Annotated in this window: 17 protein-coding genes; 5 read left to right on the plus strand and 12 right to left on the minus strand. The window is 63.9% G+C overall.

Annotated features, from left to right (window positions below; translation table 11 throughout):
* Window positions 1–133: 133 nt before the first annotated feature.
* From lpxB to Q4S41_RS22140, 4 genes are all read right to left on the minus strand, one after another.
* Window positions 134–1,246 carry a lipid-A-disaccharide synthase gene (gene lpxB, locus Q4S41_RS22125; RefSeq protein WP_305033318.1) on the minus strand — a complete coding sequence of 371 codons (1,113 nt, stop codon included), beginning with the start codon at window positions 1,244–1,246 and terminating at the stop codon, window positions 134–136.
* Window positions 1,247–1,363: 117 nt separating this feature from the next.
* Entirely contained in the window at window positions 1,364–1,780 is a 417-nt protein-coding gene (locus Q4S41_RS22130; protein WP_305033319.1) for a 6-pyruvoyl trahydropterin synthase family protein, read from the minus strand.
* A gap of 87 nt (window positions 1,781–1,867) precedes the next feature.
* Window positions 1,868–2,869, minus strand: coding sequence for a FecCD family ABC transporter permease (locus tag Q4S41_RS22135; RefSeq protein ID WP_305033320.1), 1,002 nt, complete (start codon window positions 2,867–2,869; stop codon window positions 1,868–1,870).
* Window positions 2,870–2,967: 98 nt separating this feature from the next.
* Window positions 2,968–3,903, minus strand: a complete 936-nt coding sequence (locus tag Q4S41_RS22140; protein WP_305033321.1) for an ABC transporter substrate-binding protein — start codon at window positions 3,901–3,903, stop codon at window positions 2,968–2,970.
* 183 nt (window positions 3,904–4,086) lie between these two features.
* Here Q4S41_RS22140 and rfaD point away from each other — a divergent pair, with 183 nt between their 5' ends.
* Together rfaD and Q4S41_RS22150 are read left to right on the plus strand one after the other, a co-directional pair.
* Window positions 4,087–5,055: an ADP-glyceromanno-heptose 6-epimerase gene (gene rfaD, locus Q4S41_RS22145; protein WP_305033322.1), complete on the plus strand. Its 969-nt coding sequence runs from the start codon at window positions 4,087–4,089 to the stop codon at window positions 5,053–5,055.
* 79 nt (window positions 5,056–5,134) lie between these two features.
* A complete protein-coding gene (locus tag Q4S41_RS22150) occupies window positions 5,135–6,529 on the plus strand; it encodes an FAD/NAD(P)-binding protein (protein ID WP_305033323.1) in 1,395 nt (464 codons plus the stop codon).
* Window positions 6,530–6,645: 116 nt separating this feature from the next.
* Here Q4S41_RS22150 and Q4S41_RS22155 read toward each other — a convergent pair whose 3' ends face one another.
* The 4 genes from Q4S41_RS22155 to Q4S41_RS22170 form a co-directional block, all read right to left on the minus strand.
* Window positions 6,646–6,912 (minus strand): hypothetical protein, encoded by a 267-nt coding sequence (locus Q4S41_RS22155; RefSeq protein WP_305033324.1) that lies wholly within the window; start codon window positions 6,910–6,912, stop codon window positions 6,646–6,648.
* 146 nt (window positions 6,913–7,058) lie between these two features.
* Window positions 7,059–8,066: a zinc-binding dehydrogenase gene (locus tag Q4S41_RS22160; protein WP_305033325.1), complete on the minus strand. Its 1,008-nt coding sequence runs from the start codon at window positions 8,064–8,066 to the stop codon at window positions 7,059–7,061.
* A gap of 89 nt (window positions 8,067–8,155) precedes the next feature.
* Window positions 8,156–9,037, minus strand: a complete 882-nt coding sequence (locus tag Q4S41_RS22165; protein WP_305033326.1) for a rhomboid family intramembrane serine protease — start codon at window positions 9,035–9,037, stop codon at window positions 8,156–8,158.
* A 224-nt stretch (window positions 9,038–9,261) separates the two neighbouring features.
* Window positions 9,262–10,104: a hypothetical protein gene (locus tag Q4S41_RS22170; protein ID WP_305033327.1), complete on the minus strand. Its 843-nt coding sequence runs from the start codon at window positions 10,102–10,104 to the stop codon at window positions 9,262–9,264.
* A 151-nt stretch (window positions 10,105–10,255) separates the two neighbouring features.
* On the opposite strand from Q4S41_RS22170, the gene Q4S41_RS22175 reads away from it, so the two are divergent.
* Complete coding sequence (locus Q4S41_RS22175) at window positions 10,256–10,546, plus strand: hypothetical protein (protein ID WP_305033328.1); 291 nt, start codon at window positions 10,256–10,258, stop codon at window positions 10,544–10,546.
* A gap of 206 nt (window positions 10,547–10,752) precedes the next feature.
* A complete protein-coding gene (locus Q4S41_RS22180) occupies window positions 10,753–12,561 on the plus strand; it encodes a glycoside hydrolase family 10 protein (protein ID WP_305033329.1) in 1,809 nt (602 codons plus the stop codon).
* Here Q4S41_RS22180 and Q4S41_RS22185 read toward each other — a convergent pair.
* The 4 genes from Q4S41_RS22185 to Q4S41_RS22200 form a co-directional block, all read right to left on the minus strand.
* Window positions 12,558–13,418, minus strand: a complete 861-nt coding sequence (locus Q4S41_RS22185; protein ID WP_305033330.1) for a hypothetical protein — start codon at window positions 13,416–13,418, stop codon at window positions 12,558–12,560. The genes Q4S41_RS22180 and Q4S41_RS22185 overlap by 4 nt on opposite strands.
* A gap of 148 nt (window positions 13,419–13,566) precedes the next feature.
* The gene (locus Q4S41_RS22190) at window positions 13,567–14,805 is read right to left on the minus strand and encodes a hypothetical protein (protein WP_305033331.1); all 1,239 of its coding nucleotides are present in this window, start codon (window positions 14,803–14,805) and stop codon (window positions 13,567–13,569) included.
* Between the two features lie 111 nt (window positions 14,806–14,916).
* On the minus strand, window positions 14,917–16,482 hold the full coding sequence (locus Q4S41_RS22195) for a SusD/RagB family nutrient-binding outer membrane lipoprotein (protein WP_305033332.1): 1,566 nt from the start codon (window positions 16,480–16,482) through the stop codon (window positions 14,917–14,919).
* Between the two features lie 90 nt (window positions 16,483–16,572).
* On the minus strand, window positions 16,573–19,725 hold the full coding sequence (locus tag Q4S41_RS22200) for a SusC/RagA family TonB-linked outer membrane protein (protein ID WP_305033333.1): 3,153 nt from the start codon (window positions 19,723–19,725) through the stop codon (window positions 16,573–16,575).
* A gap of 276 nt (window positions 19,726–20,001) precedes the next feature.
* Between Q4S41_RS22200 and nagB the strand changes: the two genes are divergently transcribed.
* On the plus strand, window positions 20,002–21,939 hold the full coding sequence (nagB, locus tag Q4S41_RS22205) for a glucosamine-6-phosphate deaminase (RefSeq protein ID WP_305033334.1): 1,938 nt from the start codon (window positions 20,002–20,004) through the stop codon (window positions 21,937–21,939).
* Window positions 21,940–21,967 lie beyond the last annotated feature (28 nt).

Consider the following 21,967-nt stretch of genomic DNA (forward strand, 5'->3'; position numbering starts at 1 on the left):
TCCTGCGTAATCCGTTTAACCTATTGAGCGCCCAAATACTGTATTAAATACAGATAAAAATTAAAAACATACCACTCACACCGGCAAAGCCAGGATGCTTGGTATGTTTCATATTACTGAAAAAAAATTGGCGCTAGCTGGCCCGCAGGTATTTCACCATTAGCTCGGCCGTTTTTTTGGCGGCCTGCTGCTGGCCAAGCTTTTCGCGCAGCTCAGCATAGCCGGTTTTGATGCGGGCCTGGTAGTCGGCGTCGGTGAGCAGGTTGCGGAGCTCATCGAGCAGGTTGCGGGCGTTGAAATCGTTCTGAATCAACTCTTTCACCACTTCCCGACCCACAATTAGGTTCACCAACGAGATGTAGGGCACCTTAATGACCATTTTGCCGATGGTATAGCTGAGCAGGCTGGTGCGGTAGCACACAATCTGGGGCACGCCAAACAGGGCAGTTTCGAGCGTAGCTGTGCCGCTGGTGACCAAGGCCGCGGTGGCGTGGCTGAGCAGGTCGAACGTCTGGTCGAAAACGAAGCGGATGCCGTTGCGATGGAAGTGCTTGTAGTAGTTAGGGTCGAGGTTGGTGACACCGGCCACCACGAACTGATACTCCTGAAAACCGGGCAGAATGGCAATCATTTCGTGCAGCATCTCCTCGATTTCCTGCTTGCGCGAGCCCGGCAGCACGGCAATGATGGGTCGGTCGGGCTCCAAGCGGTTGCGCTCGTAGAAGTCGGTCGAGGGCTCGAATTCGGCCACGGCGTCGGCCGTGGGATTGCCGGTGTAATCTACTTCGTAGCCGAATTTCTGGTAAAACTCGCGCTCAAAGGGCAGGATGGCGAACATCTTGTCGACGTAGGCTTTCACCCGCTCAACCCGGCCCTGGTTCCAGGCCCATATTTTGGGTGATATGTAGTAGAATACCTTGATGCCGTGCTCCTTGGCAAATTTGGCCATGCGCAGATTGAAACCGGCGTAGTCGACCAAAATCAGTACATCGGGCTTGAAGGCGGTGATGTCCTGCTGGCACTGCTTCAGGTAGCCGCGGAACTTGAGGACGCTGGTGGCTGCTTCCACAAAACCCATGATGGCCAGCTCTTTGTAGTGGCGCACCAGCTCGCCGCCTTCGGCCTCCATCAGGTCGCCGCCCCAGAAGCGAAACTGCGCCGCGTTGTCCTGCTGCTTGAGTTCGCGCATGAGGTGCGCGGCGTGAAAATCGCCCGACCGTTCGCCGGCTATCAAATAATATTTCAAAGTGTTACGTCATCCTGAGCGCAGCGAAGGACCTTATCACGTCCGCGCCGCTGGGGTTAGTATTTCTGACAAAAGCGCCCGTGATAGGATGCTTCCTTCGTCAGCATGACGGCCGGCCTAGCCGCCGTAATATTCCACGAAGTTGCGCGGCGTTTCGTAGAGCTTTACGCAGTGCAGCTTGGCATGGGTGATGGTGGGGAGCTCGCGCTCCAGAATTTGCCAGAAGGCTACGGCCAGGTTCTCGGTGCTGGCCATCTGGCCGGCCATGAAGGGCACGTCGAGGTTGAGGTTTTTGTGGTCGACCTGCTCGGTGATGTGCGTGCGCAGCAGGTCGGAAAGGGCCTTCAAATCGACCACGAAGCCAGTTTCGGGGTCGGGGTCGCCCTTCACCGTCACAATGAGGTCGTAGTTGTGGCCGTGCCAGTTGGTGTTGGCACAGGGGCCGAACACTTCGCGGTTGCGCTCCTCGCTCCACTTGGGGTTGAAGAGCTTGTGGGCGGCGTTGAAGTGTTCCTGGCGGCTGATGTATATCATTCTATTAGTTGTCAGTTGCTGGTTGTCAGTTGTTAGTCTTGAGCGGAAGCCATGATTTCCTGACAACTGACAACTATCAACCAACAACTAAGCATTTTTCCGCAGCAAATATACGAAGAAGGGTACCCCGAACAGGGCCGTGACCATGCCCACCGGCAGCCCGGCCGGCGGGTAGAGCAGCCGCGCCAGCAGGTCGCAGGCCAGCAAAAAGCCGCCGCCCAGCACCGCGCAAAACAGCAGATTCAGCCGGCCCGTGGTGCCCAGCAGGCCGCGCGTGAGGTGCGGCACCAGCAGCCCCACGAAGCCCACCGGCCCGCACAGCGCCACCACGCCCCCCGTGAGGCCGGCCGCCAGCCCCACCAGCAGCCAGCGCCGCCGCGCCACGGGCAGGCCCAGGGCGGCGGCCCGCTCCTCCCCCAGCAGCAGCAGGTTCAGGTCCTTCTGCATGAAGGCCAGCACCACCAGGCTGACGGCCAGCGCCGCCGCCGGATAGGGCAGCACGTTCCAGCCCGCCCGCTCGAAGCTGCCAAACGCCCAGAACACCACGCTGCGCAAGCTGCCTTCGGGCGAAGCCATAAAGGTGAGCAGGCTGCCCAGCGCCGCCGCCAGCGCCCCCACCGCCACGCCCGCCAGCAACAGCGGCGCCGGCATGATGCGCCCGCGCCGGGTGCCCAGCGCCACCACCAGCAGCGTGGCCCCAAACGCGCCCGCCAGCGCCGCCACCGGCGGCAAATAAACGCCCATAACAGTGAGCGAAGGCACCAAAACATAGGAGGCAATGGCCCCCAATGATGCTCCCGAAGCCGTGCCCAGCAGGTAAGGGTCGGCCAGGGGGTTGGTGACGAGGGTTTGGAGCAGGTAGCCACTCACGGCCAGGCTGGCGCCGGCCAGCAGCGCCAGCAGCAGGCGCGGCAGCCGCAACTGCACCAGCACGAGCTGGGCCGGGTCGGCGGGGTCGTAGTGCCGGAAGGTGTTCAGGATGAAGCTGTACGAGGTGGTGTAGCTGCCCACGCGCAGGCCCAGCACCAGCAGCAGCAGCGTGAGCAGCAGGCCGGTTATGAGCCAGAAAAGGGGGCGTTTGGATTTCAAGGAAGAATGCTGACCGATGAAATTAGAACGTCATGCTTAACAGCCTGTCATGTCGAGCGCAGCCGAGACATCTCGCGCGCTGTCACTAATCCATTGAATTACTGCCCTGAGCGAGATGTCTCGGCTGCGCTCGACATGACAGGCTGGGTTTGGGCATTCCCGCTTTGCAGCAAGCCCTGCAACTCCTGCACCGACTCGACCACGCGGGGGCCGGGGCGTTCCAGCAGGTTGCCGGTGATGGGGAACACGCGGCGGGTGCGGTAGGCGTTGATGCGCTTGAGTTCGGGGTAGTTTTTGAAAAACGTACTGTCAAGCTTCTCGAATGTGCCGCCGAGCAGCACGTCGGGGTTCAGCTTGAGGATGTACTCGCGGGTGAGGGCCGGGTAGGGCTGCGGGAAGGTTTCGGTGACGGCGTTGCGGCCGCCAGCCATGCGGATTTCATCGGTAAACAGCGTGTTCTGGCCGTAACAATAAATAGGGTCCTGCCAGGTAATGGCCAGCACCTTGGGAATAGGCGGGCGGATGGGCGCGTTGGTGAGGGCCTTCAAGTTGCGGCGGAGCGAATCCGTCAGGTGCCGGGCCTGCGCCCGGCGGCCCAGCAAGCGGCCCAACTCCTCCAGGCCCGTGAAAACGTCTGCCACCTTGCGAAAACGCATGTAGTACACCGGAATGCCCAGGTCCTGCAGGCGCTTGGCGTCGTCGACGGACGTGATGCCTTCGACGGTAAACACCACGTCGGGCTTCATCGCGACGAGGCGCTCCATATCGAGCGGGTAGTTGTTGACGACGGGCTTGCTCAGCACGGCGGCGGGGAAATTGTCCTGCGGGCAGCGGGCCACGATGGTGGCAGTATCGGCCACGGCGTAGAGCATTTCGGTCATGCTGGGGGCCAGGGCCAGCACCCGGCGCGGGTGGGCGGGCAGCGTGAGGGCCCGGCCCAGGCCGTCGTGCACGGCCACGGAGGCGGCGGGTTTCGACTCGGACTGGCAACTTGCCAGCCACGCCAGCGGTAAAAGCAGCAACAGAAAACGCATGCGGCAAAGGTAGCCCGGGAATGAAGTCGGAATACTTCGGCTACAGGTCATGCAGAGCGCAGCGAAGCATCTTGCCCGCCACCAGTTACTATTTTAACTTTTGCGGGCAAGATGCTTCGCTGCGCTCTGCATGACGTTCTTTTTTCAGTGCCCTACCTTTGCCCCGTTCCAACCCCCGCCCCCATGATAGTAGTCACCGGCGCGGCCGGCTTCATTGCCAGCTGCCTTGTTTCCCGCCTCAACGCCGCCAATTTCAACGACGTGGTCGTGGTGGATAATTTTTCGGTTGAAAAGAAGCTGCCCAACATCGAGGGCAAAAAGCTGCGCGAGTACGTCGACCGCGAAACGTTTTTTGAGTGGCTCGACGCCCACCACGAGCAGGTGGAATTCGTCTTCCACCTCGGGGCCCGCACCGACACCACGGAGATGGACCCGGCCGTGTTCGACCTGCTCAACCTGAACTATTCCAAGCAGATGTGGCTGGCCTGCGTGAAGTACCACCTGCCGCTAGTGTACGCCTCATCGGCGGCCACCTATGGCGACGGCACCCTGGGCTACACCGATACCGACGAGGCCCTGTTCCCGCTCTACCGCCCGCTGAACCCCTACGGCGACTCCAAGAACGACTTCGACAACTGGGCCTTGCAGCAAGCCGAAAAGCCGTATTTCTGGGCCGGCCTGAAGTTTTTCAACGTGTACGGGCCCAACGAGTACCACAAGGGCCGCATGGCTTCGGTGATATTCCACGCCTTCCACCAGATTCAGCAAACGGGCTCGATGACGCTGTTCAAATCGCACAACCCCGACTATACGGACGGCGGCCAGATGCGCGATTTTGTGTACGTGAAGGACGTGGCCGAAGTGTGCTTCTTTCTGCTGAATCACCGCACGCACTCGGGCATTTACAACCTGGGCAGCGGCCAGGCCCGCACCTTCCTCGACTTGGCGTTGAACACGTTCCAGGCGCTGGGCCAGCCGGCCGATATCCGCTTCAAGGACACGCCGGAGGACATTCGCGACAAGTACCAGTACTTCACCGAAGCCGATATGAGCAAGCTCAAAAGCATTGGCTACGAAAAACCGTTTACCCGGCTGGAAGACGGCATTCAGGATTACGTGCAGAACTACCTGGTGCCGGGCCGGTATATGTAGCGCGGACTTTTAGTCCGCGAACGAATGACTTTATGCTTACTTATTCGCGGACTAAAAGTCCGCGTTACGCTCCCCGCCCGTGACTCAGCCCATTCGTCCCGTCATTACCGTTGTGGGCGGCGGCTTTTCGGGCACGGCCTTGGTGTTGCAGCTACGGCAGCAGCCAGCGCTGCGAGAAGCCGAAATTCACCTGATTGAGCCGCGCGAGGTGCCCGGTCCCGGCCTCGCCTACAGCGCCCGCCGGCCCGAATACCTGCTCAACGTGCGCCCCGCCGCGCTGAGCCTCTATCCCGAAACCCCCAGCCATTTTGCCGACTGGCTGAAAACTCAGCCCGAAAGTGCCGCCGGCGCGCCCGATTTCGCGCCCCGCACCGCCTACGGCCGCTACCTGCACCAGGAGCTGAGCGGGGCGCTGGCACCCACTGCCGCCGCTCCCCGCGTCCTGTGGCACAACAGCCGCGCCCTGACGGCCCCCCTCCTGCCCTCGGGCCAGCGCAACGTGCTGCTGGCCGACGGCACCGAGCTGATGAGCGACTACGTGGTGCTGGCCCTCGGCAACTTCCCGCCCCCGCCCCCGGCCGGGCCCGACCACCGCTACCTGCACCACCCCGGCTACCACGCCGACCCCTGGGCCACGGGCAACATTCGCCGCATCGGGCCCGACGACTCGGTGTTGCTCATCGGCTCGGGCCTCACGGCGGTGGATGTGCTGCTGGCTCTGCACCACGACGGCCACCGCGCGCCTGTGGCGGTGGTGGCCCGGCACGGCCGCTGGCCCAGCGCCCACGGCCCGGGGGCCGCCCCCTACCCCAGCTTTTACCCGGAACTGGCGGCCGAAACCACCGTGACGGGCGTGCTGGCCATTTTTAAGCGGCACCTGCGGGCCGCTGTGGCGCAGGGCATCGGCTGGCAGCCGGTGCTCGATTCGCTGCGGCCAAACCTGGGGCAAATTTGGGCGGCGTGGCCGCTGGCTGAGCAACGGCGCTTTCTGCGGCACCTGGCCGGGCTCTGGGCCGTGACGCGGCACCGCAGCCCCCCGCAAAATGCGGAGGCCCTGGCCCGCCTCACCGCCGCCGGACTGGTACAGCTGCGCTTGGGCACGGTGCGCGAAATTGTGCCCGACGGCCCTTTGCTGCGCGTGCGCATTGGCCAAAAAGATGGCGTGGGCGAGTGGCTCACGGCCCGGCACGTGGTATGTTGCGCCGGCCCGCTGCTCGATTACGGCCGCATTGCCGACCCACTGGTGATGAGCCTGCGCGACAAAGGCTTCCTCGCGCCCGACCCGCTTGGCCTGGGCATGCTCACCGACCCGCACGGTGCCCTGCGCGGGGCCGATGGCCGAATTTCGACCACGCTCTTTACCCTCGGCCCCAGCCGGCGCCCGGCCTACTTCGAGTCGACGGCTGTGCCGGAATTGCGGCAGCAAGCCGCGGAGTTGGCGCGGGAGCTGGCGCGGCGGGTGACGATGAAATAGCGGCTGCTTGCACCGGTGCGGAATAATTCAGTGCCCTACTGGGCACAGGCAGAAGTAGGTGCCACAAAAAAGCCGCTCCCGAATGGAAGCGGCTTCGTGCTTTGGGGGCGGCCGGCTTAGGCAGCCAGCGCGGGGTACATGGGCAGAACGGGCGCCTCGGTGGGCACCGCGGGGCGGATGTCGGCCAGACGGGCGGGCGCGGCACCGGCCGCATCGTGGTGGCGCAGGGCGCGCATCAGCAGGTAGCGGTATTTTTCGGCGTCGGCCAGGGCTTGCTCAATGGCTTGCACGGCATCGGCGTGAGCCACCACCGGCTGCAACTCGCGGCGCGGGCGGCGGGCTTCAAATACATGACCTTCGAGGTATTCGGCGGCAGATTTCATCTGGAAAACAAGCCGGTTGTTTGGTTATGCACGGCTTGCTGTACTAACCAAACAACCGGCTTTTTCATTCCTTCGACGCCTCCTTTCAGACATATTATTCATGCTGTAAACCAATCATTTACAGTCTAATTTTCATTACAAAAGAATTACCCGATTTTCAGCACGATTTTGCCGAATTGGGCACCGGCATCCATGCGGCGCAGAGCGGCTTCGCCCGCGGCCAGCGGAAATACTTCGTCGACCACGGGCACGAGCTGCTTTTCCGTCACCAAGGCCAGCATGGCGTCGAAATCCTGCGGCGAGCCCATGGTGGAGCCCAGGATGCTGAGCTGCTTCCAAAAGACTTTGGCAGGCGGCAGGTCCGGAATATTGCCCAGCGTGCCACCATAGAACACGATGCGCCCGCCCGGCGCGGCGGCGTCGAGCAGGGAATTGAAGGCGGCCCCGGCGGCGCTGTCGATGATGACATCGAACGGCCCACCGGCCTGCTGGACGAGGGTTTTCACCCAGTTTTCGGCGTTGTAATTGATGCCGCCTTTGGCTCCCAACTCCTGCGCCCGCGCAATTTTCTCGTCCGAACTGGACGTCACCCAGACTTCGGCCCCGCGGGCGGCGCAGAACTGCGCGGCCAGTAGCGCCACCCCGCCGCCGATGCCCGTCACCAGCACCCGCTCGCCGGCCTGCACCTGGGCACGCGTGAAGGCGGCGCGGTAGGCGGTGAGGCCGCCCAGCGGCAGCGCCGCGCCCTGCTCGAAGCTGAGGTGCGCGGGCAGCGGCCGAATATATTCGGCGGGCAGCGTGATGTACTCGGCAAAGGTGCCGGGGTCGGGCATGCCCAGCACCACGAACTCCTTGGCCTGGGCCTTGGGGTTGTGGCCCCAGCGCAGGCCGGGGTAGATGAGCACGCGGGCGCCCACGGCAGGCGCCTCGGCCGGCACGCCGGCGCCGTGGGCGGCTACTTCGCCGGCGCCGTCGGCCCCGAGGGTGCAGGGCAGCTTGATGCCGCCGTACTGGCCCTTCTGAATCCAGACGTCGCGGTGGTTGAGGGCAGCGGCGTGGAGCTGGACCAAGATTTCACCCGGGCCGGGCGTGGGCGTGGGCACATCGCGGACGGTGGCGGGCTGGTTGATGGCGTCGAGTTGGAGGGCGTGCATGGGGAGGAAGGTGAAGGATGGGAGGTGGGAAGGCGGGAAAAGGAACGTCATGCGGAGCGCAACCGAAGCATGACGTGCGTTCATTGCCTTTAGCTATTTGTTTCCTCGTGCTTGGAAAGGCCGGTGATGGCAACCGGGCCAGCTATCAGCAGGCCCGTGACCAGGCCGCCCAGGTGCGCGGCGTTGTCGATGTTGCCGCTCAGGCCCGAGAGCAGGTTGCTGAGTACAAGGTAGAGCACGAGGCCCAGCATGGCGCGCCGGTCAGACTTATCAAGCACCAGCCTTTTGCCGATGAGCAGCACCAGCAGCAGGCCGTAGAGGCCAAAAATGGCCCCGCTGGCGCCTACCGAATTAACCCCGTTAGAATGCCACCACAGGCTGGCCAGGCCGCCGCCCACACCGCAGGCCAGGTAGCCCAGCAGCAGGCGTACCGGCCCCAGCCGGTCTTCCACCAGCAGGCCCAACAGCCAGAGCGAGAACATATTCAGCAGCAAATGCGTGAGGCCGGCGTGCACAAACAGGCAGGTGAGCAGCCGCCACGGCTGCCCGGGCAGCGTGAGGTCGGAAATATTGGAGCCCCACAGCACCAACTGGTGCCCGGTGGGCTGGGAGGCCGATACACCGCTGAGCACCATGAGCCCGAAAACCAGCACGTTGAGGTCGAGCAGCAGCGGGGTGGCCCAGAAGCGGCGCGAGGGTATAAACAGTCCCTTCAGCAGCTGGCCCAGCAGTTGCGGCCAGGTTTCCGGGGTTTCGGCGGGTGGGGGCGGCGTGGGGGGCGCCGTGGGCTCGGGCAGCAGGTCGCGGCGCCGCAGCTCGGCCACGGCGGCGGCGCCCACGGCGGGCGGGTAGCGGGCCGCGTTCTGGGCCAGGTACAGCAGCTCGGCTTCGGGCTTTTGGGCGAAGAGCTGGGCGGCCAGGGCGGCCGTGGAGCCCGGGGCGGGCCCGGCGGAGGGAGTGGCTTCTTCCATTGGAAAGGCGCGCGGCAAGGAGCGCGCCAGCCTTGCACAACCGGCCACTTTGCCAGAAGGTTGTTGGCGGAAGTTGAAGGGTTGGGCGGAACCGTCATCCTGAGCACTGCGAAGGACCTTCTCACCGGAGAACGGTTTGCAGTGGTCAAGATGCTACGAATTACTCAACGGTGAAAAGGTCCTTCGCTGTGCTCAGGATGACAGTTCCGCCCAAAATCCAACCCCTAGTATTTTATGGTCAGCACCGTGGCTTTGTAGGGCTTGCCGGTCACGGGCGAGGTGGGCAGCACGTCCTTCATCCAGTCCTGCACGTCGGCTTGGCGGGCCACCAGTTCTTTGTCGGTGAGGAAGCGTTTGCCGGCCAGCAGGTCGGGGAACTGCTCCAGAATGTGCTGCTGGCTGCTGGCGGTTTCGCGCATGCGGTCGAAGTGGCGCGCCATGGTAGGGCCGAAGCGGTAGCTGTATACAGCGCCTTTGTTGAAGTCCGACCAGGTTTGGCGCACCACCAGGGTTTGCTCGGCAAACAGGGGCCCGGCCTTGCCGGCGTGGGCCTGGCCGGTGAGGAATTCGGTTTGCATCTCGGCCGCCCAGAAGCGCCGGGCCAGCTCGCGGAACTGCCGCATTTGCTGCGCGCCCTTCTTTTCGGCCGCCGGAATGGTGGCCAGCTCCCGCTCCACTACCGCCGACGTGCCGAAGGTCGGAATGGCCGAGGTGGGCACCTCAAACAGGCGCGGCGGCACGCGGGGCCTGACCGGCGCGGCCACGGCTTTCACGCCCCCGCCGCGTTGCTTTGAGTAGTAAAAGAAGCCCACGCCCAGCAGCAGCGCCACCGCCAGCACCAAGTTGAGGAAGCCCACGCCCCGGCCCGATTTGGCCAGACTGGCCGGCGCGTTGAGGTCGATGGCGAGGGGCTCGGTGGGCGCCGCCGCCAGCTGGATGCCCCGACGGCGCAGCTCGCGCCGGGCCGAATCAATCAAATCGGACTGGTAATACTCGGGGTGCTCGATGAAAAACCGCAGCTCGGCTTCGGTTTTTTGGTGGTAGAAATCAGACGAGTGGTCGGACACGGCGGGCAGGCAACGGGTTGATGACGAATTGATGTAGCAAGATGGCGAACGTCGGCCAATTTGCCGCTTCCAACCGTGGCGCGCCTTCGCCGTAAAGCCAACCGTAGCCCCAACCGGCGGCTAGCCCTTTCCACTTTCACCATTCCGTCCCATGCCCGACCCCACACAGAATTCCACCGACCCGCAGCCCGATTTCGCGCCCAGCGCCTCGACTCCTGACCAAACCTCGGAACAAGACAGCACCGTGAACCCCACGCCCGACGCAGCCCCCGACGAGCAGCCCAGCACCGGCACCAGCATCCCCAGCAGCACCCAGCAGAATATGGGCGACGGCGCCGGCATCCGCGGCGACTACGGCGACGCCAGCCAAACCAACGGCCTCGAAGGCGGCCCCGATACGCCCGACAACCCCGAAACCGACACGGAGCTGACGGGCTCGTAAGACCCGCCAGCAATAGTAAGAACGGTCATGCTGAGCGCAGCCGAAGCATCTCGCGTGCAATAGTAAATGAATTACTTGCGCGGGAGAGATGCTTCGGCTGCGCTCAGCATGACCGTTCTCTTGTTTAAAACAACTTCCGCTTCCGCCCCGCCTCGCGGCCCAATGCCGTAATTTGCGGCTTGTATTCGCGTTGCTGAATTTTATTGATGTCCCGTTTCCTCGCCGCTGGCCGCTCCTTTTTTCTTTTGTTGATGATGAGCGGCGGCCTGCTAACGGCCCACGCCCAACCCGCCGCCGAGCCGGCCGAGGTGCCGCCTCCGCCCAAGCGCGAGCTGCGCGCCATGTGGATTGCCACCGTTGAGAACATCGACTGGCCCAACCAGCGCGGCGAAACGCCCGAGCAGTACCGCCGCGAGTACCGCCGCCTGCTCGATGCCGGCCAGCAGGCCGGGCTTAACGCCGTGTTCGTGCAAATCCGGCCCGCCTCGGATGCCTTCTACAAATCGAACCTGGAGCCCTGGAGCCGGTGGCTGACCGGCACGCAGGGCAAAGCCCCCGCCGATGGCGACGACCCCCTGCCCTTCCTCATCACCGAAGCGCACCGGCGCGGCATGGAGTTCCACGCCTGGTTCAACCCCTACCGCGCCAGCATGGACTCGGTGACGCGCCGCCTGGCACCCACGCACCCGTTTCGGCAGCATCCGGAGTGGTTTCTGCGCTTCACGGGCAAGCTGTTGTATAACCCCGGCCTGCCGGAGGTGCGCGCCCACATCACCCGCGTGATTCTGGACGTGGTGCGGCGCTATGACATCGACGCCGTGCATTTTGATGACTACTTTTACCCCTACCCCGAAGCCGGCCAGGTGCTACACGACGAAGCCGCCTTCCGCACCTACAACCCCGACAGCCTGAAGCTGGGCGACTGGCGCCGCCAGAACGTGAACATCCTCATTCACGACCTGCACGACAGCATTCAGACGGCCAAGCGCTGGGTGAAATTCGGCATCTCCCCCTTTGGCGTGTGGATGAACAAGTCGAAGGACTTCCCGCAGGGCTCCGACACGCGCGCCGGGCAGCCGTCGTATTCGAATTTGTATGCCGACACGCGCCTGTGGCTGGAAAAGGGCTGGATTGACTACATCGTGCCGCAGCTGTATTGGAGCACCAATTTCCGCCTCTGCCCCTACCCCGTGCTGGTGGAATGGTGGAGCCGCAACCACTTCGACCGCCACCTCTACATCGGCCACGGCACCTACCGGATGTTCGAGAGTACCCGTTCCGACACCACCTGGCGCAACCCGCGCGAGTTGCCCCGCCAAATCCGCATCAACCGCGCCACCGAGGGCGAGGCCGTGGGCAGCGTATTTTTTTCGGCCAAATCGGTGCTGCGCAACCCGCTCCACACCACCGATAGCCTGCGCCAGGACCTATTCCGCTACCCCGCCCTGGTGCCCGCCATGCCCTGGAAAGACAACGTGCCGCCCCTGCCTGTGGCCAACCTCACCCTGCGCCGCACCGGCCCTGCGGTTACATTGAGCTGGCAGTCCGGCCCGCCGGCCGCCGACGGCGATGCCGCCACCTACTACGTGCTCTACCGCTTCGGGGCCAACGAGCGCAGCACCCCCAACGACCCCAGCCGCATCCTGGCTTTGCCGCGCCCCGCCCCCGGCTACCCCGCCACCTACGTGGACACCACCGCCGTGCCCGGCCAGGCCTACGCCTACTACGTCACGGCCGTCGACCGCCTGCACAACGAGGGCCGGCCCATGCGCGTCATCAGCACCGGCCTGCAGAACGTGGAACTGGCCGTGGGCCAGTCGCCGGCCGGCACCCCGCGGCCTAGCGCGCCCGTTTCGCCGCCGGTGGCCGCGCGCCCGGCGCAGCCCGTGCCCAGCATCACCCTGCCCAGCGGCGAAAGCCCGGACAAAGCGGCTCCCTTCACCAAGGTCAAAATCAAGGAGAAGCCGGCGAAGAAGAAAGGGTTCTTCGGGCGGCTGTTTGGGGGCCGGGATTAGAAGCGTTGGTCGGCGTTGAAGTCAAACGAGCTTTTGTTCAGTAGAAAGGCGCAGGCCTGCTGAAACCCGGTGCCGCTGGCGGGACTTTGCTGCTTTACCATGTGGTACCGCTTGGCTTCGTGCGTTTCGAGAATGTAGTCTGCGCCATCGAAATAGCGAGTAGGCTCACAGCTTGGGAGTTGCCAGAAGGATGCTTTCGCCAACAACTCTTTGAACTGTTGAACTTCTGCTAGGGAGAGGTGAACCGCCTGTTCGGTGGTGATGCTGATGGGCGACTTGACAAGCGCCAAATGAACGAACTGGAATTTGGCGTTTTCCAGCCGCTCACTATCAGCAGGCCAGGCGTTTCCTGTTTGCAGGCGGCGCTCTATCTCCTGCACTTTGCGTGTGGCGGCGCGAGTGCGCGCCGCCATTTCAGCGGCGGAGGCCGTCCAATCGGCCGGCTTGTTTAAGAACTGCGTCGTCAATGTTCCTCCTTGCGGGGCGCAATCCAACGTCAGCAACGCCGGCCGATGGAAGGAACGCAGATACAAAAGCCGGTAGATGGCGTGGCCGATGAAACCGCTGCTCAGGATGGGGGCATTGAAGGCACACAGGTTTCGGGATGCGTACTCGCGCGACTGGGCGCAATCGGCCCGGTTGATAGCCGCGAGGGTTCGGGTGGTGTCGGCGGCTTCGAGGCGGGTAGCTTCAGCGCTGCTGGAGAAGTAGCTGGTGGTTGAATCACACGGCACGCTCTCCGGCAACGAAGGCCGGTGGCCTGCCAACCGGGCCGAACCCGGCCGGTCCGGCACCGAACAACTGCCGAGCCCACTAATTGCCCCAAAAAAGGCAAAAACAGTAATGACGTGTTTCATAAAGCCCGTTGACATTGGTCCTGCAACGAGGTATCGACTGAAATTGGTATAGCTCCAGCTTACACTCCATACAGTCGCGCTGGCAGCACAAAAAAAGGCCTTCCCCAACCGGGGAAGGCCTTTCCTGCCTTAGCAGCAGCTTAAGTTGCTACAGCGCCCGGTACTCGAACCGGACCCGGGCGGCCGCGCCGGCCGAGCCGGCTTTCACGCTCAGAATGCGTAGCAGCATCACCTCCGCGCCGCGCACGCGCACGGCAAATACGTCGTTGGGGGCGATGGCACCCACATCGGCCACGGTGGTGTTCTGGTAGAGCGTGGTGGCCACCAGGTTGGCGTTGGGCGAGGTGTAGAAGCCGGCGGCTACCTGGGCCGCGGTGGCGCGGTAGAAGCGGGTGTTGTTGGCAGCCGAGAGGGTGACGGTGCTGCCTGTGCCGCTCAGGAACAGGTCTTTGGCGGTGGCGGGGTTGGCGGCGGGCTCAATGGTGCCGGTGCGCAGGTTGAACGCCAGCGAGTCGAGCGTCACGTTCGGGCCGCCCGCGATGCGGCCGGTGCGCAGCGTGGCCAGCGGCGTGGGGTTGGTCACGTTGATGGCCGGGGCCGTGATGGTCAGGGTCTGCACGGCGGCGTAAGCTTCAAAAATGAAGGTCACGGCTTGGCCATTGCTGCCGCGCGGGATGGTGGCGTCCACGGTGCGGGCATTGGCCGCGCCGGTGGTGGGGTTGCGCACCACGCCGGCCCGCACCCGCGGCTGGTTGCCGATGCGGTAGAAGGTGGTCAGGCTGTCGATGCCTTTAAACAGCAGGCCCGTGGCCGGCGGCACCGGCACGGCGCCGAGGCCGTTGCGGTTCAGCGTAAGCGCGTAGCCCACAATGTCGCCCTCGCTCTGGGCGGTGCCCGCCAAGCCGTTGCGGTAGGTGGGCACTGTGGGGGTGGCGGTAAATTCCAGCGTGGTCGGCGCGGCGATGGCGTAGCTAAAGCGGCGCATGCGCGAGCTGCCGTTCTGGAAGTTCAGCGTCACATCGACGCGCACCGACAGACCGTTGGGGCGGTTGGGCACGGTGTAGGGCACGGGCATCACCTGCAGGCCGCCGGTGGTGTTGTAGGTGCCGGCGGCGGGGTACGTGCCCACCACGGCAGAGTCGAGCTTGGCCACGACCTGGAACACGGTCACGTCGCGCAGCTGGTCGGCTTCGGCATACGACACGAAGAGCGGCACCACGTCACCGGGGGCGAATCGGGCGGCTATGCCTAAGCGAGGCAGGCCCAGGCCCGCAAAGCCGGGCTCGGAATCGACGGTGTAAAAGTTGTCGATTTCCTTTTTACAGCTGCCCAGCAGCAGGCCCAGCAGCGGCAACAGCAGCAGCAGGCGGAAAGAGAAATGCTTCATATAACGGGTTATTAAAATCGGGGAGGGATGGATGGGGTAAGCTGGAGCTAGGTGATGGAAGAACGTCATGTCTCGGCTACGCTCGACATGACGTTCTTAATTGACGCCAGCTTACGGGCGGTCGAACCACAGATTTTTGGTCACGTAGCTGTTGTCGGCCGCCGGGGTGCCAAACGTCAGGCCCTCGGCCGAGTAAAGACCGGCCACGGCATTGGGGTTCACCTGCAATTCGGTGGCGCCGGGCAGCAGGCGGCGGGGATAGGCACCCAGCAGGGGCCCCGTGCCGGTGCCCGTGTAGAAGGGATACAGGAAGTTGACGTAGATATTCCGGTCATAATCCAGGCGGCGCAGGTCCGACCACGAGTCTGGGTTCAGGAACATGGCGATGTACTTCTGCTCCATGATGCTGCGCAGCGTGAGCTGGGCCTCGGTCTGGGGCACGGCGGCGCTGGCCAGGTAGGCATTAATCTGGGCATCGGAAATGAAGGGAAACGTGACGGCTGGGGGCGAGAAAGTGCCGCCCGTGCCCACCTTGCGCATGTGGGCCGTGATGCCGGCCCGCAGCGCGGCCAAGGCGCGGGGCAGGTTGTTGGCCCGAAAGGCCGCTTCGGCCTCGATGAACTTCAGCTCGTGGTAGGTGATGGCCTCGTAGTAGCCCAGGTCGCGGGCGTACCAGCCGCCGTAGAAATCCGTGACGGTGGAGCCGGGCGTGAGGTTAGTAGAGGTGCCGCGGCCGGGGTCGACGCCCGTGCTGGTGGTGGGCACGAGCACCCCGAAGCGCGGGTCGACCACGCCGGGATAGGTGGTGCCGTTGAGGAGCTTCACCACGTTTGAGGAGAAGGCCGCCGTGCCGAAGTTGGCCCGTGTCACCCCGAAAATGTTGGTGGTATTCGAGAGCGGCGCCACGGCCACCTGGAAGTTAATCTGCGCGTCGTCGGCCGAGGAGTTGAAGGCCTGGTCGCACAAGGCCAGCACGGCGGTGGGGCTGTAGCTGGCCTTTTTGGTGAGGTGCTGAGCCTGGCGGGCCTTCAGGGCGTAGGCCAAGCGCACCCACTTGGCGGGGTCGCCCTTGTACAGAATGTCGCCGCTTTCGCTGGGCGAGGTGCTATAGAGAGGGCGGAAGTTGGCGCTGGCGGGCTTGGCCATTTCCACGGCGCCCTCGTCGCAAAGCCGGTTGATAGTGGCGTAAATCTGCTCCTGCGAGTCGTACTTCGGCGTGAAGTTGGCCCCGCCCTGGTAGGCTTCGGTGTAGGGCACATCGCCGAGCATGTCAGTGACATGGGCCAGAATCATGGCCTGCATGATTTTGCCGGCGCCCACGTAGTACACCGAGCCTTCGGCCTCCGCCGCCTTCTGCATCACCGGAATGTTGCCGCCCGATTGGAAGTAGGAGTAGTTGAAGGTGTTCGTGCTCTGGGCGTTGGTGAAGAAGTACTGGTCGTTGCCGCCGCTGTTGGCGGTGCGGCTCACCACATACTGCGTGATGTAGGGCGTGCGCAGGGCCGTGAACATCTGCGTCTGAATGCCGTTGGAAATGATACCCGGCAGCAGGAAGTTCGGCGTCGAGACGACGGGGTTGTTGGGGTTGTTGTTCACGTCGAGAAATTTCTCGCACGACGTGAGGGCGGCGGTGCCCAGGAGCAAGCCCAGGCCCATTATATAGCGGTTCAGATTCATATTCGAGAGTTATTAGGGAAGATGGCAGCTCGTCAGGCCGTCATGCTGAGCGGAGTCGAAGCATGACGTGCCTTTGACAAGCACAGTCCATTAAAAATTCACGCGCAGGGCCATGTCCACGCCGCGGGTGCCGGGCACGTTGCCGTAGTCGAAGCCGGTGGAGCCGCCACCGCGCACGCCCGCGCCGGCCGCCGACGTTTCGGGGTCGGCACCGCTGTACTTGGTCAGCAGCACCAGGTTGCGGCCGGTCACGCTCAGCTCGGCGCCCTTGATGAAGCCGGTGCGCGAGAGCAGCGTGGCGGGCAGGGCGTAGCTCAGCGTCACGTAGCGCAGGCGAGCCCACGAGCCGTCTTCCACGAAAGCCGTCCCTGCCGCACCCAGAATGCTGGTGTAGTAGGTCTGGGTCAGTTCCACCGAGCGGGTGTTTTTGGCGTAGGCGGTGGGGTTGCCGGCCGCGTCGCGGGCCGTCACCACCACACCGTCGAACACCACCTGCTTGTAGCGGTCAGCGGTGCGCTCCGAAGTGCCTACGCGGGTCTGGTACCAGTCGTTGCCGTTCACCACCACGCCGCCCACGCGGAAGTCGAGCAGCGAAGTCAGCGACAGGCCTTTGTAGGTGAACGTGTTGGTGAGCTGCGTGGTGAAGCGGGGAGCCCGGTTGCCGGCGTAGGTGAAGGCCGAGTTGACCGACGGGTAGCCGGTGGTGGAGTTCACAATCATCTGGCCGTAGAACTCGCTGTTGGGGTCGGTCACGCGGGTGAAGTCGGTGGCGCCCAGGCCCGAGATGGGACGGCCGGGAAAGGAGCCCCCCTCGTGGATGTCGGTAATAAAGGCGTCGGACTGGTACACCACCGAGAGCGGGAAGGGCAGCTCTTCCACGCGGTTGGTGTTGTGGTAGAAGTTGGCAATGATGTCCCAGCTGAAATCTTTCGACTTAATGGGCGAGCCCGTCAGCGACACTTCCTGGCCTTCGTTGGTCACGATGCCGCCGTTGATGTACTGCAGGATGAAGCCGGCCGACTGGCTCACGCGGGGCGCGATAATCTGGTCCGACGTGCGCGAGCGGTAGTAGTTGAAGTCCAGGCCCAGGCGGTTTTTGAGGAACTGCAGGTTGATGCCGGCTTCGTAGGTGCGGGTGTTTTCGGGGCGCAGGTTGGGGTTCGAGCCGAAGAAGTCGTTGCGGAAACCGCCGCCGATGTAGGTGTTCTGCGTGAGGGGCGCCAGCACGCGGTAGGGCGGCGCGTCTTTGCCCACGCCGGCCACCGAAGCCCGGATTTTGCCGTAGTTCAGGATGTTGTTCTGCTCCAGGCCCAGGGCCTTGGTGAACTCGTAGCCCGCCCCGATGGAGCCGTAGAAGAAGCCCTTGCCGAAAATCTTGTTCTGGTCGGGCCGGGGCAGGGTCGAGGACTGGTCGTAGCGGCCCTGGAATTCGAGGAACAACTGGTTGAACAGCGACACGTTCAAACGGGCAAAGTTGCCGATGAGGTGGCGCTTGCTGTCACGCTGCAAAGCGTTGCGGTTCACCGTGTTGTTGAGGCCGATAAAGTTGGGGTTCTGGAAAATCAGGCCGAGGTAGTCCACGGCCTGGTCCAGGTTTTCTTCCAAGGTGTTGCCCAGCACCAGCGTGCCGCCCAGGTTGTCGCCAAACTCCTTGTTGAAGCTGGCCAGCGTGGTGGCCGTGGTCAGGCGGAACTGGTCCACCGTTTCGGCGATGCCGCCGTTCTGGTTGCCCACCTGCGAAGTGCCTACGGCGCGCACCGACGTGGTGCGCGAGGTGTAAAGGTCGGTGCCCAGGTTGTGGCTCAGGGTCAGCCAGGGAGCTACTTTAAAGCTCAGGCGCGCGTTGCCGATGAAACGGTTGGTGCGGTCGGTCTGGGGGTTGTTGTTCACCGTCCAGTACGGGTTGTCGGCGTCGGCGTCGGTGCCGTTGCCCAAGGCCAGCAGGCGGCGGCGGGTGCCGTCGGGGTTCAGGTAGTTGCGGGCATCGTCGTCGCGCGGCCAGTTCAGCAAGCTCAGCAGAAAGCCGCCCGACGAGCCAAACAGGCCCGGGCCCTGAATGGGCCGCTCGCCGCCCGAGGTCAGGTACTGGGCCGAGGCGCTCACCTGCAGGCGCGACGAGATGTCGGCCGTGCCCGAGAGGCGCACCGTGCTTTTGTCGTACTTGCTGCCCGGCGTCACGCCCTGCTGCTGCAGGTTGGAGGCCGACACGGCAAAAGTGGCCTTCTCTGAGCCGCCCGACATGTTCAGGAAGTTCTGGAAGGTATTGCCCTTGCGGAAAAAGTTGCCCACGTTGTCGTATACTTCCTCGCCGGGCGCAAAGCGCGGGCCGAACGAAATGCGCGTGGTGGGGTCGGCCAGGCCGCTGCTGCCGCGCTTGTACAGGCTCTGCATTTTGGGCAGGCGGCTCACCTCGTCCACCGAGTACTGGGTGCGGTAGTTGAGCGTGGTGGCGCCGGCCTTGCCTTTTTTGGTGGTGATGACCACGGCGCCGCCCGCCGCGCGCAGGCCGTAGAGGGCCGCGGCGGCCGGGCCTTTCAGCACGGTAATGCTTTCGATGTCTTCGGGGTTGAGGTCACCGGCGCGGTTCGAGGCGCCCACCGAGCGGCCCAGTAGGCCGTTAAAAGCCGAGCCGCCGCCCGGCGCCGTGCTTTCCTGAAACGAGCCGTTGTCCATAATCATCCCGTCAATGACGAACAGCGGTTGGTTGTCGCCATCGAGCGAGGTGCCGCCCCGGATGATGATGCTGGCGCCTTCGCCCGGCGCGCCGCCCGAAGACGTGATGTTCACGCCCGCGATTTTGCCCTGCAAGGCGTTCACCACGTTGGTTTGGCGCGAGTCGATGATGTCCTTGCTTTTCACTTCCTGCACGGCCGTCACCAAGGTCCGCTTCTCCTGCGGAATGCCGTAGGACGTCACCACCACCTCGTCGAGGCCGGTGGTGCTTTCCTTCAGGGCCACGTCCACGGCGCCATCGGCGGGCACGCTGCGCTCCTGCGAACCGTAGCCGATGAAGCTGAACACGAGCGTGGCGCCCGGCGCGGCCTGCACCGAGTAGCGGCCGTCAGTGCCGGAGGTGCTGCCGATGGTGGTGCCCTTCACCAGAACGGTGACGCCCGGTAGTGGGCTTTGGTCGGTGCTGGACGTGACGATGCCCGACACGGTGCGGGCCGTCGTCTGGGCCCAGCTGGGCGGCGCTAGCAGCACGCCCAGCAAAAGCAGGAATAGCCAGTAGGTTTTTTTCATGAGGAAGAGGTTTTGGTGGGGAAAAAGCGAATATACCCGCGGCGTATCGCAGCCGCTCGATGAGTGTAAAATGAACTTTGTGAACTTGGGGCGTCAAATGTGCGAAATATTCAGGTAATATTCCCCCAAACGTTTGCAGAAAAGTCGCATCTTGCAGGCGAAGTAATAGCGATGTTGATTTATTTGAATCGGCTTAGCAGCCACAGTTTCTAAGGGTTGCAAACCGTCTTTCTTCCGCTTCTGCCGATTGCCAGGTTCCACCTTTTCACCCTGCCCATGATTTCTCCTCTTGCCACTCTTACCGCCACGGCCGGCGCCCACCTGCCCGTGAGCATCTACGCCGATTCGGAGCTGGCCTCCGCCGCCGTAGCCGCCCAGATTGCCGACCTCATCCGCACCCGCACCGCCGAGGGCCGCCCCTGCGTGCTGGGCCTGGCCACCGGCTCCTCCCCCACCCGCGTGTACGAGGAACTGGTGCGCCTGCACCGCGAAGATGGCCTGAGCTTTCAGAACGTCGTCAGCTTCAACCTCGATGAGTATTACCCCATGGCGCCGGGCTCGCTGCAGAGCTACGTGCGCTTCATGCGCGAGTACCTGTTCGACCACGTCGACATCAAGCCCGAAAACGTGCACATCCCCGACGGCACCGTGCCGCCCGAGCAGGTAGCCGAGTACTGCCGCCGCTATGAGACGCAGATTCGTGAAGCCGGCGGCATCGATTTGCAGCTGCTGGGCATCGGGCGCACCGGCCACATCGGCTTCAACGAGCCCGGCTCCGGCCCGGCCTCCCGCACCCGCTTGATTACGCTGGACCACGTGACGCGTACCGACGCCGCTTCGGACTTTTACGGCGAGGAAAACGTGCCGCGCCGGGCCCTGACCATGGGCGTCGGCACCATTCTCGAAGCCCGCCAGATTGTGCTCATGGCCTGGGGCGAAGGCAAGGCCGCCGTGGTGAAGCGCATGGTGGAAGGCGAGGTAACCGACACGGTGCCGGCCACTTACCTGCAGCGCCACCCTGCCGTGCAGGTAGTGCTGGACGAAGCCGCCGGCGCCGAGCTTACGCCCCGCAAAACGCCCTGGCTCCAGGGCCTGCCCTGCGACTGGCACAACGCCGCTCTGGTGCGCAAGGCCGTGACCTGGCTGGCCCGCACCGTGAGCAAGCCCATCCTCAAGCTCACCGAGGAAGCCTACAACGAAAACGGCCTCTCGGAGCTGCTGGCGCAGTCGGGCCCGGCATACGACATCAACATCCGCGTCTTCAACGAGCTGCAGCACACCATCACCGGCTGGCCCGGCGGCAAGCCCGACGCCGACGACACCTACCGCCCCGAGCGTGCCGAACCATTTCCGAAGCGCGTGCTCATTTTTAGCCCGCACCCCGACGACGACGTGATTTCAATGGGCGGCACCCTGCTGCGGCTCGTGGACCAGGGCCACGAAGTACACGTAGCCTACCAGACTTCGGGCAACATCGCGGTGTTTGATGACGAGGCCATTCGCTTCGCCGACTTTGTAGCCGACTACGATGAGGCCTTCCACTTTGCCAGCGGCGAGCCGGCCGACAACCTCTATCACCGCGTGGCCGACTTCCTGCGCAACAAACCGCCGGGCCAGGTCGACTCCGACGAAGTGCAGCAGATAAAAGGGCTAATCCGGCGCGGCGAGGCCAAAAGCGCCCTGCGCTACGCCGGCCTCGACCCCGACGAGCGCGCCCACTTCCAGGATTTGCCTTTTTACGAAACCGGCCGCGTGCGCAAAAAGCCCCTCGGCGACGAGGACATCCGCCTGACGATGGAGCTGCTGAACCGCATCCAGCCCCAGCAGATTTACGCCGCCGGCGACCTCTCGGACCCGCACGGCACCCACCGCGTGTGTCTGGCGGCCATTTTCGAATCTATCCATCGCCTTAAAGCCTCCGGTACGCCGTGGCTCGACGACTGCTGGGTGTGGCTCTACCGCGGCGCCTGGCAGGAGTGGGACATCGACCAGATTGAGATGGCCGTGCCCCTCTCCCCGCAGGAGCTCACGCGCAAGCGCCGCGCCATCTTCAAGCACCAGTCTCAGAAGGACCGGCCCCTCTTCCCCGGCGCCGACCAGCGCGAGTTCTGGCAGCGCAGTGAGGCGCGGAACCGGACCACAGCCAAGATTTATGATGAGTTGGGATTGCCGGAGTACGAGGGCATTGAGGCCTTTGTGCGCTGGGAGTTCTGACCTGCACTGTCATCCTGAGCGTCGCGAA

It is taken from the genome of Hymenobacter convexus, from assembly GCF_030580955.1.
Classification (GTDB): domain Bacteria; phylum Bacteroidota; class Bacteroidia; order Cytophagales; family Hymenobacteraceae; genus Hymenobacter.